8 protein-coding genes are annotated in these 14,517 nt (G+C 43.3%); 3 read left to right on the top strand and 5 right to left on the bottom strand.

Annotated elements, in window-relative coordinates; genetic code table 11:
- The first annotated feature begins 4 nt into the window (after window positions 1–4).
- Together HMPREF1536_RS06860 and HMPREF1536_RS06855 are read left to right on the top strand one after the other, a co-directional pair.
- Entirely contained in the window at window positions 5–1,684 is a 1,680-nt protein-coding gene (locus tag HMPREF1536_RS06860; RefSeq protein WP_028727197.1) for a SusD/RagB family nutrient-binding outer membrane lipoprotein, read from the top strand.
- A gap of 129 nt (window positions 1,685–1,813) precedes the next feature.
- On the top strand, window positions 1,814–4,018 hold the full coding sequence (locus tag HMPREF1536_RS06855; RefSeq protein WP_028727196.1) for a DUF4838 domain-containing protein: 2,205 nt from the start codon (window positions 1,814–1,816) through the stop codon (window positions 4,016–4,018).
- A 77-nt stretch (window positions 4,019–4,095) separates the two neighbouring features.
- On the opposite strand, the gene HMPREF1536_RS06850 is transcribed toward HMPREF1536_RS06855, so the two are convergent.
- From HMPREF1536_RS06850 to HMPREF1536_RS06830, 5 genes are all read right to left on the bottom strand, one after another.
- On the bottom strand, window positions 4,096–4,701 hold the full coding sequence (locus HMPREF1536_RS06850) for an L-threonylcarbamoyladenylate synthase (protein ID WP_028727195.1): 606 nt from the start codon (window positions 4,699–4,701) through the stop codon (window positions 4,096–4,098).
- 116 nt (window positions 4,702–4,817) lie between these two features.
- Window positions 4,818–5,675 carry an enoyl-ACP reductase FabI gene (locus tag HMPREF1536_RS06845; RefSeq protein ID WP_028727194.1) on the bottom strand — a complete coding sequence of 286 codons (858 nt, stop codon included), beginning with the start codon at window positions 5,673–5,675 and terminating at the stop codon, window positions 4,818–4,820.
- A gap of 56 nt (window positions 5,676–5,731) precedes the next feature.
- The gene (locus HMPREF1536_RS06840; protein ID WP_028727193.1) at window positions 5,732–8,197 is read right to left on the bottom strand and encodes a bifunctional UDP-N-acetylmuramoyl-tripeptide:D-alanyl-D-alanine ligase/alanine racemase; all 2,466 of its coding nucleotides are present in this window, start codon (window positions 8,195–8,197) and stop codon (window positions 5,732–5,734) included.
- A gap of 3 nt (window positions 8,198–8,200) precedes the next feature.
- Window positions 8,201–9,187, bottom strand: coding sequence for a GSCFA domain-containing protein (locus HMPREF1536_RS06835; protein ID WP_028727192.1), 987 nt, complete (start codon window positions 9,185–9,187; stop codon window positions 8,201–8,203).
- A gap of 2 nt (window positions 9,188–9,189) precedes the next feature.
- A complete protein-coding gene (locus HMPREF1536_RS06830; RefSeq protein WP_028727191.1) occupies window positions 9,190–9,828 on the bottom strand; it encodes an HU family DNA-binding protein in 639 nt (212 codons plus the stop codon).
- A gap of 662 nt (window positions 9,829–10,490) precedes the next feature.
- Between HMPREF1536_RS06830 and HMPREF1536_RS26555 the strand changes: the two genes are divergently transcribed.
- Complete coding sequence (locus HMPREF1536_RS26555; RefSeq protein ID WP_028727190.1) at window positions 10,491–14,381, top strand: DUF6383 domain-containing protein; 3,891 nt, start codon at window positions 10,491–10,493, stop codon at window positions 14,379–14,381.
- Window positions 14,382–14,517 lie beyond the last annotated feature (136 nt).

The following is a 14,517-nucleotide window of genomic DNA, read 5'->3' as shown; positions in this document are numbered from 1 at the left end:
CATTATGAAAAGAAATATATTCCAAAAAATAAAGAAAATGTTGCCTCTGTGTGCCGTTGCCATGTTAATGGGGAATGTGTCTTGTACAGGGGATTTTGAATCAATTAACACGAATCCGAACGGCTTAAAACCTGAACAAATCGGAGTGGCGGCACGTTTTAATCAGCCAATCACTTCCATTTATCTGAACTATCAGAACAGACATTATGAATATCAGTTGATGCAGAACCTGAATGCGGACTTGTATTCTGGTTATATGGGTGTGCCGACTGCTTTTGGCGGTAATTATTGCAATTCTACCTATGCCATGAATGAAGGTTGGAATGAGATGCCGTTCACTGCCGGCGAATCGTATGTGATGAAGCCGATCAGCGATATCCTGAAAGCAACGGAAGAACCGGATTTTGTTTCCATAGCTAAAATTATTCGTGTGGAGGCTATGCATCGTATCGTTGATATTTATGGCCCTATACCTTACACACAAGCCATGCAGGGTGGTGCATCTGTTCCTTATGATGATGTAGAAACATTGTATAAGACTTTTATTCAAGAGTTGAATGAGAGCGTAGATGCTTTAACTGCATTCGTAGATGCCGGCAATGCTGATGCTGCCCGTATTTCTGATTTCGACATTGTCTGTGGAGCTGACCATACGCAATGGATTCGTTTTGCAAATACATTACGTTTACGTTTGGCTATGCGTATCTCTATGGTTGCTCCGGAGTTGGCTAAAGCCACAGCTGAAGCTGCTGTAAAGCATAAATATGGTGTATTAGTAGCCGGAAATAATAATGTGGAAGTAAGAAGTGCCAGTGTGCAGAATCCATTACGTGAGATTAATTACGGATATAATGACATTCGTGTAGGTGCCTCTTTGGTTTCTATTCTGAAAGGGTACGATGATCCGCGTCTGCCAATATTTGTAACTCCGGTAGGCTGGTTCAATAATGAAGATATCAAAGATGCCAACGGGCAGGCAACCAATAAGATCGGTGAATACATCGGTATTCGTCAAGGAACATGGATCGATGATAAAGCTAACTATCAGATGTATTCAACAATCAATATGATTCAGGGAAGTCTGAATTCCGACTTGACTAACCCAGGACAGATTTCGAACGCTCTTCCGTGGATGAAGGTGGCCGAAGCTTATTTCTTGCGTGCTGAAGGCGCTTTGAGAGGCTGGGATATGGGTGGTAGTGCTCAGGATCTGTATGAACAGGGTATAAAAGTTTCATTCGATGAACATGGAATTTCTGCTGATGCATACAATAAATACATTGCAAATGATACCGGTGTAGCTGCGAACTTTGAAGATCCTCATAATCCTGTTAATAATATTGCTGGTATTGACAAATGTACGGTGAAATGGGATCCTTCTGCTTCCAACGAAGAAAAGCTTCATAAGATTATCAACCAGAAATGGATTGCTATGTTCCCCGAAGGCCAGGAAGCTTGGAGTGAATTCCGTCGTACGGGTTATCCGAAGTTGTTCCCGGTGGCAAATAACTATAGCAGCACGGTAAATGGCGGTATCGAAAATGGTGAATTTGTGAAACGTTTGCGCTTCCCGCGTAATGATAAGAACGCGAACAAGGCAGAAGTTGAAAAAGCTGTCAGCTTGCTGAACGGACCGGATAATGAGGCAACTCGTTTGTGGTGGGATACCGGACGTAATTTCTAATAAATGTTAGATTCTTGATATAAACCCCGAATGTTGCTCTGCGGCTTTCGGGGTTTTATTATATTTATCCTGTGATATAGATAAGTTCGGATAAAGTATTGTAATTAATAAACTCTTTGATATTATTTTATGAAATACAAATGTAAACTGCTGGGGATTGCTTTGGCTGCATGGCTTTGTGTGGGTGGCGCTTATTCCCAAATGACTTTGGTTAAGGACGGAAAACCAGTTTCCCGAATCGTTATACCGGAAATCAGTCAGGTGAATCAACAAGCTGCGACATTATTGCAGGACTTTGTCCAGCGGATCAGCGGATCGTCTCTTCCTGTCATCGAAGGTAAAAAAGCTAAAAAAGGAGATGTAGTAATCGGTCAGGGAGATGCAACCGGACTGCTTGAAGACGGATTTCGTCTGTCTACTTCCGATGGTATTTTAAGAATCAGTAGCGGAGGTGATAAAGGGACTATTTACGGGGTTGTTACCCTATTGGAAGATTATTTGGGAGTCTCTTATTATACAGCTCATACATATATGCTCGATCAGCGTAAAACAATAGAGATACCAGAACTCGACCGGGCAGAGAATCCCGCTTTCCGTTATCGTCAAACTCAAAGTTATGCGGTAAAAGAAGATCCGATCTATAAAATGTGGTTCCGGCTGGAAGAGCCTAATGAAGTATTTGCTGGTAATTTGTGGGTGCATACGTTCGATAAAATTCTGCCTTCGTCGGAATTCGGGGAAAAGCATCCGGAGTATTATTCTTTTATTAATGGTGAACGTCGCCCAGGTGCGGCAAGTCAGTGGTGCTTGACAAATCCGGAAGTCTTTGAAATAGTATCTCAGAGAGTTGATTCCATTTTTAAGGCTAATCCAGGTAAGAATATGATTTCTATCAGTCAGAATGATGGTAATTTTACTAATTGTGCCTGTCCTGACTGTAAAGCCCTGGATGAGTTGGAAGGAGGTTCTCCCAGTGGTAGTCTGATTCACTTTCTGAATAAGCTGGCGGCCCGTTTCCCGGACAAGGAATTTTCGACGTTGGCCTATTTGTTTTCCATGCATCCTCCTAAACAGATAAAGCCTTTGCCTAATGTAAATATTATGCTATGCGATATCGATTGTAAGCGTGAAGTTCCGTTGACGGATAACGAATCGGGACGTGACTTTATGAAAGCGATGGAAGGATGGTCAAAAATCAGTAATAATATATTTGTATGGGATTATGGCATCAATTTCGATTGCTATCTGGCTCCGTTCCCTAATTTTCCAATTCTGAAAAGGAATATTCAGTTGTTCAAAGACCATCATGTTACGATGCATTTCTCCCAGATTGCAGGTTCTAAATGCGGAACATTTACAGAGATGAGATCTTACATCGTCAGCAAACTGATGTGGAATCCTTCACTGGATACGGATTCTCTGATGAAGTCGTTTATGAAAGGATATTACGGTGCGGCAGCTCCTTATTTGTATGATTATGAAAAGCTACTGGAAGGAGCATTGCTCGGGAGTAAAGTAGATTTATGGATTTTCGATTCTCCAGTTTCACATAAAAACGGAATGTTAAATACCAACTGTCTTAAACGGTACAATGAGTTGTTTGATAAAGCAGAAGCCGCAGTAGCGGGTAATAGACAGTTATTGGATCGTGTAAGGACCGAACGCCTGACGTTACAATACTCGGAATTGGAAGTAGCAAGAGCTGAACGTGGGCACGATGTCGATGAGATTAAGGCAAAGCTGGCTTTATTCAGGGAGCGGGCCGCTTATTATCAGTTGCCGACTTTGAATGAGCGTCATAATTCCCCTTTGGAGTATTGCGATTTGTATGAAAAACGTTTTCTGCCCAAGTCTGAAAAGAATTTCGCTAAGAATGCAAAGATAACGTGGATAGAAGCTCCGTCCGGTAAATATGCCGAAAAAGGAACGGAGATGCTGATTGACGAATTATATGGAGGAACTGCCTTTGTAGAGAGCTGGGTTGGCTGGGAAGGTAAGAATGCAGCATTTATACTCGACTTAGGCAAGGAAGAAGAGGTGAGCGTGATAGAAAGTGACTTTTTGCACCAGTTGGGACAGTGGGTATTTTTGCCTAAAAAAGTCTCTTATTCCACTTCATTGAATAATCAGGATTATCAGTTCTTCGGGAAAACAGATATAGCGGAGGACCAGTCAATCGAGGTGAAATTCTTCCAGGCCCGTAATGAATCGTCTCAGCCGGTGAAAGCTCGTTATATCAAGGTTGAGATTGATGGTGTGAATACTTGTCCGTCTTGGCATTGTGGTGTAGGTCATCCGGGATGGTTCTTTATGGATGAGATCAGAGTTTTGTAAATATTGAAGCTATAAAAGATAAGACGGTGTGTCTAATGTATTCAATGACATACCGTCTTGCTTTTGTCTGTAAGATATTATTCCAATATTCCTTTTCCTTGACGTACGATCTCGAACTCGTCCGTTGTACAATCTACGACCGTCGACGCTTCGAAACCGCCGAAACCTCCGTCAATCACCAGGTCTACCAGGTTCTCATACTTTTCATGTATCAGCTCCGGATCGGTGGTATACTCGATCATGTCGTCATCGTCGTGCACAGACATGGTCAGGATCGGGTTACCCAGTTCCTTGACAAGTGTACGGATGATGTTATTGTCGGGCACGCGGATACCGACTTCCTTTCTGTTCTTGTATATCTTAGGCAATTCGCTACTTGTCGGAAGAATGAAGGTGAAAGGGCCCGGCAGGTTCTTCTTCATCAGTTTGAATGCCGCGTTGTTCACTTTGGCATATTCGCTCAGGTTTGAAAGATCGTAACAAATGATGGACAGGTTGCTTTTCTGCGGGTTGATCCCTTTCATCTGGCAGATCTTTTCGACAGCACGCACATTCAGGGCGTCACAACCGATCGCGTAGACTGTGTCGGTCGGATAAATTACCAGACCTCCGTCGCGGAGAACTTCGATAACTTTGTCTATTTCCCTTGGATTGGGATTTTCCGGATAGATCTTTATTAACATAGCTTTTTTAGTTGACAGTTGACAAGTGACAGTTGACAGTTAAAACAGGAGATCGATCGGCAGAAAGCCGCGTGCCTGTTGTCTGTCAACTGTTATCTGTCAGCTTTTTACGGTTTTTAGCCGTAAATGATATTACCGTTTTCGTCGGTAAACTCTTCTAATCCTTTGCTGTACTGGTTCATGGCACGAAGGCTCATACCCATACTTGAGAATCCACCGTCGTGATAAAGGTTCTGCATCGTTACCTTACGGGTAAGGTCGGAGAACATCATCACGCAATAGTCTGCACATTCGTCGGCCGTAGCGTTACCCAGCGGGCTCATCTTATCGGAGAAGTCCAACAGGTGTTCCATACCTTTTACGCCGCTACCGGCAGTTGTCATTGTCGGCGACTGAGAGATCGTATTGATACGAACGCCCTTTTCGCGTCCATAGATATATCCGAAGCTGCGTGCAATCGATTCCAGCAAACTCTTGGCATCCGCCATGTCGTTGTAACCGAAGAAAGTACGTTGGGCTGCCACGTATGACAAAGCAAGAACGGAACCACCTTGGGCAATAGCATCCTGCTTTTTAGCTACCTGCAACATCTTATGGAAAGATACGGCAGATATATCCAACGTCTTTTCAAGCATTCCGTAATCCAGATCATCATAAGTACGTTTCTTACGTACGTTCGGACTCATACCGATAGAATGTAATACGAAATCTATTTTACCTCCCAGTATTTCTACTGATTTTGAGAATACCATTTCCAGGTCTTCAACGCTTGTAGCGTCCGCCGGCAATACTTCTGCGTTCAGTTTCTTTGCCAGGGCATCCACTTCGCCCATACGTACGGCAACCGGTGTATTACTTAACGTAATGATTGCACCTTCTTCTACAGCTCTTTCTGCCACCTTCCAGGCGATCGACATCTCATTCAGCGCACCGAAGATAATGCCTCTCTTTCCTTTCAATAAATTATGACTCATACCTTTATTTAATTTATTTACGGCACAAAAGTACATAAAATGTGCAAGATGAGCAATTATTCCCTGTAATATACTCTCTTCACCCTCGGAGAAACCGAGGTCAGGATCTCATAAGGTATCGTCTTTAGCTTGTCTGACAGTTCGCTAACTGGCAGTTCCTCACCGAATACGATTACCGGGTCGCCCTCCTGGGCGTTGGTGTCGGTGACGTCGATCATACAAGCATCCATACAGATATTGCCGACGATCGGGCAACGTTTACCACCGATAGACACTTCGCCTCCCCGGTTGCTAAAGTGGCGATCCAGCCCGTCGGCATAACCGATCGGGATGATGGCGATGCGCGAGTCTCGGTCGACGTATGTCTTCCGGCTGTAACCGATCGAATCCCCTGCCGGGACATGCTGTATCTGAAGGATGGTCGTACGCAGTGTGCTTACATTGCGCAGCCCTTTCATGCCGGAAGCACTTACCCCGTAAAGGCCGATGCCTAAACGAACCATATCCATCTGGTAATCGGTGAAACGTTCTATTCCCGCAGAGTTCAGGATATGTTTGATCACTTTATATTCGAGAAGGTTTTCCAGTTCGGCAGCCGCTGCGCTGAATATCTCCAGTTGTTTTTTTGTAAAATCATCGAAGATGGATGAGTCGCTGCCTACCAGGTGAGAGAAGACGGAGCGTGCCGTAACGCCGCTTTGTTCTTTCAGGCGTTCGCAGATGGCAGGAACATCACCCGGTTGGAAGCCCAGTCGGTGCATTCCCGTATCGATCTTGATATGGATCGGGTAGGAAGTGATACCTCTACGTTCCGTTTCCTTTATCATGGCATCCAGCAGACGGAAACTGTATATCTCCGGTTCCAGGTTATTTTCAAACAAGACATTGAAGCTGCTGAATTCAGGGTTCATGACGATGATAGGGATAGAAATACCCTCTTTGCGTAGCTCCGCCCCTTCGTCGGCAACAGCTACGGCCAGATAATCGCAACGATGTTCCTGCAACGTCTTGGCAAGCTCGTAGGAACCGGCTCCGTATCCGAAAGCTTTTACCATACAAACCATCTTCGTTTCCGGCTTCAGCTTCGACCGGTAATAGTTGAAGTTATGCACCACTGCATCCAGATTAACTTCGAGGATCGTTTCGTGCACCTTCTTCTCCAACAGTTCGGAGATACGTTCAAAATGGAAGTGGCGTGAACCCTTAAGCAAGATCAGTTCATTCTTAAACTGCCTGAATGTCGGCGATTTAAGAAAATCATCCGTTGTATTATAGAACTCCTTCTCCATATCGAACACGCTGCCGTATTCCTTCAGGTCGCGGCCGATACCGATGATACGGTCTATCTTTTTACGGCGTACCAGGTCGGCCACCTTTTTGTAAAGGGACTTCGGTAAGGTGCCGGATTGCAGGATGTCGGAAAGGATCAACGTACATTTCAGGTTCTTATCCACATGGCGGCTCTGCTGAAAGTCGAGGGCGATATCCAGTGAGTTAATATCTGAATTGTAAGTATCGTTTATCAACATACAGTTGTTGATACCTTGTTTCACGTCGAGACGCATGGCGACAGGCTCCAGTTGTGCGAACTTCTCCACGCCGTTTACGCTGGTCGGCTTCAGGAAAAGCATGACGGCCAGGCAATGGATCACATTCTCGATGGAAGCATCGTCGGTAAAAGGAATGACATACTTCTGGGTCAACCCGAGCAGCGTACAACGGATAACCGTTTCATTCTCCTTCTTCTCGATGGCTTCGATATAAAGTGGGGCTTCCGAGTCCGTACGACTCCAGGCAATTGCCTTATGGGAAAGGCAGGCAGACTCTATGCAGTTGGAGATAAAGGCGTCGTCGCCATCATAAATAATCGCTTCACAGTCGTTGAAAAGCGTAAGCTTCTCCAGGCATTTCTGCGTTGTGGAGATAAAGTTCTCCTGATGCGCTTCTCCTATATTGGTAATGATACCGATGGTCGGTGCGATGATAGGACGCAGGTTCTCCATCTCATCCGGTTGTGAAATACCCGCCTCGAAAATCCCCAGCGTGTTCTTTTCACTCATCTGCCAGACAGACAGCGGAACACCCAGTTGCGAGTTATAGCTGCGCGGCGAACGAACGATGTTGAACTCCCTATGCAACAACTGATAAAGGAATTCCTTCACAATTGTTTTCCCGTTACTTCCGGTGATGCCTATCACGGGAATATTAAACCGTTTACGATGGTAGGCAGCCAGTTTCTGAAGCGCCTTCAACGTATCTTTTACTACCAGGAAATTAGCATCCTGCAACGACTCGAACTCCGGGAGCATGTCGCTTACCACAAAATTGCGTACGCGCAGTTTGTAGAGTTCCTTTATATATCTGTGTCCGTCATTGGTCTTTGTCTTGAGAGCAAAGAAAAGACTTTGTTCCGGAAAAGAGAGCCGGCGGCTGTCGGTCAGTAATATGCTGATAGTGCTGTCTTGCAGGTTGTTTGCCTTGGCACCAATAATTCCAACGATTTCTTTTATTGAGTATTCCATTCTTTACATTAGTTTAGACTTTATTATTTCCTTCTCTTTGGTTAGATCAAAGGACGGAAATTTCTCGTTAATTCGTTCCATCTTTAACAAAGTTTGCGAGATAAACCGTTTATAGGCATCACTTTCGGGCTGAAACGGGCGGTGATTAATAGCCTTTTGTATCTCTGCCCATTCTTTAAGGATCCCTTTGGTTTCATCCGATAAGAAATTTTCCGTAAAACGTTGCCAAATATAATCAATGGCAAGCTCCGACGGATGGAGCATGTCGGTCGCATAGAAGCGGTAGTCGCGCAGCTCGTCCATCATGATCTCGTAAGCCGGAAAGTAGGCGATCCGTTCGGGGTATGCCGCCTGCAACTCATCTATGGCCAGCAGCAAAGTCGCCTTACTCAGCTGGTTACCATGTGCCCCGTCTTTCCAGTGGCGAATAGGGCTGACGGTGAACAGTATCTTCAGTTCCGGATTCTGTTCCCACAACGAGAGCAGCAGTTCCTTCCATTCCGAAACGATTTCCGTAACCGACAGCATCGAGCGGTCGAACATTTTCTCCGGCAGTTTATGGCAGTTGGCAACCACTTCTCCCGAACTTTTCAGCCGGTACACGTAGGCTGTCCCCAGTGTCACTACCAGATACGCCGTCGAACGTAGCTTGCCGGCCGAGGCGAACAGCCTGTCGTTTATATTCTCCAGACACTCCTTTTCCGAAGTGGAAGAGAAACGGCTGTGATGCGCGAAGCTATGGTACACGCCCCCCTGCTGCAGCAAATCCCCGGCAGTGAACCGTTCCGGGTGCAGCAACATGCGCAATGCCGCAGCAATCGATGCGGGATTATACAGCGTGCCGAACGGATTTATATCTACATTGAATTTATTCCCGGCAAGCCTTGTCCCTATATTCTCGGCGAAACAGGAGCCTAGCAACAGCATCCGCTCCGTACATGAGAACAGAAAAGGGGCTTTGGGAATAGGAATATGGGTATATAATTCCATCTTTATTCTATTGAATCGTTGGACGGCGCTTCAGGGGTTCTCTGGTCGGCCGACCGCCGGATGTAGAACGCCCGCTTTCCGCACCAGCTCTTTTGTATCTGGTTGTCCTCGATCAACTGTTCCAGGTCTTTCTTGGTTTTCTGGCGCGTGCAGTGATTCATGCTGGCAGCTACGGTCAGATTGATCGTCCCGTAGTTTTTGATATACCATAAGATGCGTTTCTGGCGGATGTCGTCGGTATACACTTTCTTCTCGCTGGTACCTTCCCGTCGTTCGATCCTTACGCCCCGGAAACGGTTTTTCATCTCCGGATCGGCGCGAAACTCCACGTTCTTGAATGAGATGGAAGCTGCGCGTATATCCTTTTTATTCTCGACAGGCCTGCATTTCAGTGTCACTGAAAATGTCCCGATCCCTTCCAGATGCACGCTTTGGCTGTTGCTGAGATAGTAAAACATCCGGTCGCCGATCGCCTTGATAGCACCTTTGATATCGGCCGCCGTGAAAGTACTCATGCCTTCGATCATTTTGGCCAGTTCGTCGGTATGGACGGTCTCGGTATTGATCGCTCTGGCATGTAAAGTAGGCTTCTCCTGCCCTTCCTGGGGCGGATTCGCAAACAGATCATATTCTATACTCATCTTCTTCCTGATCTTTAAGGTGTAACGTCATGACTTCTAAGGATTTTTCTCCCTAATCTATAAAAAGGAAGGCAAGTCTTACGTAAATGTAAGGCTATGTCTGCAAATATGTAAGGCTTGCGTTTCTTTTATGCAACGTAAGTATTACATAAATAAAAGTCCGTACCAAAGGTAATAATTCTCCTGATATAAATACTTAATAGTTATGACCTTTTTTCTTAGTTCTGCAGCATTAACAGAAAAGAACTCTAATAGTCTGTATTAAAGGGATAATAGCTGTATATATAGATGTACGCACGTACATTATAATATAAAGGGTGAAATATATTGATTTTTGGAGTCTAAAGAATTGTGATACAGGAAGATGGATGGAGAAAGGGGCTGACTAGTGAAATCGTTCCTTTTTTCTAGTCTACAAAAGTAAGAATTAGTTTGATACGAACGATTCTTTTTAAGATCTTTTTTATCCTTCTATATGCTTTCTTATCAATTGAATAGCAATATAAGTACGAAATAGTATCTTTCGTAGACGAACAGACTAACCTCAAAATTCAATGGCTAAAATAAAGGAACGATTAAACTCGCCATGTATTATCAGAACGAGGCGTTTCAATTGTGAATTGAACTTATTACACTTTAGTATTAATATTAAATTATTTATTATGAACAAAAAGTTTTCTACTCTGGTAGCTGCTGTTCTGGCAGTTACAAGTTTCGGAGCTACTGCGCAGATTGCACCGACGGGGGATTTTGCAAAGTATGCGACAGCAAACGCACCTACCGAAGGTATGCGGACTATCGAAAAAGGATATTTCCAATTAGCGGTTGGTGCTTCCATTGATAAGCATATTCTGGCAATGCAGCCGACTAATGCTGGAGGATATGAGCTGGTTGTGGTTGATGGTTCTGCTACTGGCATTAACGCTGTTGAAGTAAGAAGAACTCTTTGGAAGGCTGTTATCAGTGGAAATGCTGAAGCTGGTTACTCTTACCAATTACAGAACGTAGGCACAGGAGAGTTTTTGGGTGTTAATACATCTGATGCAATCGCAGTTAATAAAGAAGGTACTGCTGCATGGCCTAATGCAGCAGCTTTGACAAGTAAGGTTGTACCTGTGGGATCGGAAGTTTCTGTATGGAAATGGATTTCTGCTCCATCTGTTGTTAAGGATGCAGGTTTTGAAATTGCTGATGCTAAAAGTTTTACTTCTGCTTTCGGCGAAAAGAATGACTCAACTGTTGTCTTGGTAGCAAATGCAGCTTCTATTGCGAATGATGTAAAACTTGCTGCTGTAAAGTATTCATTAAAGAATGTTCCGGCAGGTGATCCTACTCAAGTAGTTAAAGCTATTCCTGCTTCTCCTGAGGCTATTGTTTTAGGTGCAGACGATTTGAACTCATTGTTGTGGAAGCAAAATCCTTCAAAGGATGATAGCAAAGCAGAATTCACATTCACTCCGAACGTGATTAACGACGAAACGAATGTATTCGGTAACTTGTTTACTGAAAATGCTTACAAAGCTGTTCCGGCTGTAGGTTTCCCGGCTGCTGTTGCAGATGGAACTGATCCGTTTAATTCTTTGACAACATCTTATGATGCTTTATATATAGCTGAAATTGCTTATTATCAGAAAGCACAGGAGAAAGTGCTTGTTAATGCTTTATTAACAGCCTGTCTTAAAGATGGTGCTATAGATGCAGGTCAGAAAACAAATGTATTGAATGCATTGGCTGTGATTGCAACTGATGCTGGTAGCGCTATAGTTAATGCTGCAACTGTTGATAAGGTAGTTGAAGCTATTGAAGGTTTTACATATGCTGGTGACGATCAAGCTAAAGCGGTAGTGAAAGCTACAGTAGCTTATGTTGCTGGTGTTCATGGTAAAGACGCTGCTGCACGTTTGACTGCTGCTCAGGAAATTAAGACTATGTCTACAGTTGGAACATCTGGTTCGGTTGCTAAATTTGTTAGTGACAACTTTGGTTCTAAAGCAACAGCTGATGCAGCTATTAAAACTTCTTATACAGATGTATTAGCAGAGGGTGAAACATTGGATGCAGCTATTACGTCTGCTAAAAACACTCTGAACACAGCTGTTTCTGGTTATTATGCTAAAGGAGTAGCAGATAACAAATGGGTATCTCTGATGTTGGAAGAAGCTGATAAAGCAGCAGATAATACTTATCTCTCTGTAGCTCGTGACTTCGTTACTGAAACAGTAAATGAAAGAGATCGTCCTTTACGATTTACAACAGGTAAATTTGCAGATTTCGGTTATACAGCTGATCCTCTTGCTCGTTTGGATTTGAACGGTCGTTACAACTTCCAGTTCACTTACTTCCCGAATGCAGACTCATTGGTAATCCGCACAGGTGGTTGGGCTAAAAAGAACAAAGCTCAGACTTCATGGGGGGATATGAATACTGTAGATAACCCAGAATTAAGTGTAGCTAATGAAACAGATCATTCTGCTGCTGGTACTGAAAACAATATTGTTAGATTGATCTATCTGGCTAATAACCATAGTGAAATAACAGTAGGTAGCTCTGATCATTATGTGGGAAATCCTTTGAACACAGTTAACACTCGCATCTCAATCAAAAAGATCGACGACGAATATGTGAAGACAACTTTGGCTTCGGGCGTATACTTCTTTGATTTGTTCTCTGGAAAAGAAGCTAACAAAACTATTACCGGTAAGAATTTAGTTGCAAACTTTGCTGGCCAGAAACTGATCTGGGCAAACGAAGAAACTTCTAAAGTATTCGGTGATGTTCAAAACTTCGAACACATGCCGCGTGCACAGTGGGTTGTTGAACAGAACACAGGTGCTGCAGGTATTCAGACTGTAAATATCTACAACCGTGAATATCCGGAAACATATTATGCTAAAAATGTTCAGTTGTATAAAGCTGCTGACGATAAAGTATTTGCAGTTAACTATGGAACTAATCTGGGAACAGGTGTAATTAGTGCAAACGATACCTTGTCATGGACGAAAGCTGCCGGTGAAACTGTAACATCTGAAACTCTTGGCTACAAGGCTCTCGATTACGATGAATATATCGAAAATGTATTCGCATTGAAGTATTTCAACGGTTTGAATGCCGGTAACTTTGTAGAAGTTGATGAAGATGCAGCTATGGCTGTTAATCCGGATGCCAAGGCTGGTAAGATGTTTGTATTCGTTCCTGCTACATTTGAAGATGAAGCTCCTGTAAAAGACAAATTCGGCTATCAAGGTAAGATTGACGGTGTAAAGAATCTGTATAGAATTGCTTACAAAATTCAGGTTTATGATCCGAAGGCTACCGAAGCAAATAAACTTTATCTGTTGGCTAACGGTGACAAGGGTTATACTTTGACTGATGCTGAAAATGCAACCTCTTTCTATTTCAAAGAAAATAACGAATTGAAGGAAGAAGATAAAGATGCTGTTTGCTACTATGCTTTAGTACAGAAAGATCTTTCTACTGTATCAGGTGTTAAACACCCGTCATTAGTATTGTCTGTAGAAGGTATTAATACTGAAAACAGTATTGCAACATTTGCATTCGATGATGACAATAATGCTATCTACCGTCGTCTTGGTAAAACTATTACTGACGACTTTACTGATCTGACTATTGATACAGCTAAGTTCTATATGGCTAACGAACCGACTCGCTTCCTGTATGAAAACAGTGCTAACCGTACTGCTGAAAATGGAACTGCAGTGGCTAAGGATAGTCTGAACTTCTTAGGTGTAATCAATGTTGCCGATCGTCCGGAAAATAGTATGTTGCCTATCTTTATCGATACTGCTTATGTTCGCAATGCAACAACAATGCCTCAGTATATGTTGGCTCTAGGTGTCGATTATACTCCTGCAGGTAAGTACAATACTTGTCCGGATAAGATTGAAAATTGCCACCAGCATCCGACTATTGATACAAAAGAATTCAGAACTGGTCGTTACTTGGTTTCTTTGGAAGAAGATTCTGCAGTAGTAGGAAAAGATCCGATCATGTATCAGGATAAATATCGTCTGGCATTCGTAGAAGCTAAACATATCGAAGATACTTTGGTTATTGCAAGTTCTAAATATACTGGAACAGTAAAACATGCAGGTAAAGATTCAATCATGTTGAATAACAACAAGAAATTGAATGTTGCTACATTTGCATTCCGCATCGTAGACGGAAGCAGCAATGCTGACTTCTATCTGCAGACAGCAAACTCTAAGGGTGAAACTCGTTATGTACGTGTACACAATGGTGTTCCTGTATTAGTAGATAATATTGCTGAAGCTGCTCAGTTCAACTTGAAGAAGACTAGCGAAGATCCTGTTGCTAATGAAAATATCAACGCTTCTTCAGTTAGTGTAGTTGCAGGTAACGGTACAGTTACTATCTCTGGTGCTCAGGGTAAGAAAGTTACTATCAGTAACGTTCTTGGTCAGACAGTTGCCAACACAGTAATCTCTTCTGATAAGGCTGAAATCGCTGCTCCTGCTGGTGTAGTTGTAGTAGCTGTAGAAGGTGAAGCAGCTGTTAAAGCAATCGTAAAATAAGAAATTTATAATCAAATATAAATTCTAAAATTTCCACGTGGTGGGGTGGAGGCGTTGAATACAGCGCCTCTGCTTAACCCATCAATTACCCTGCGACAGGCGAAAAAGTGGTTATTAATATTAAGTAATAAAATAA

Source organism: Parabacteroides gordonii MS-1 = DSM 23371, assembly GCF_000969825.1.
GTDB lineage: Bacteria > Bacteroidota > Bacteroidia > Bacteroidales > Tannerellaceae > Parabacteroides > Parabacteroides gordonii.
Note: the sequence above shows the minus strand (reverse complement) of the source record. Positions and strands in the feature narration are given on the sequence as shown.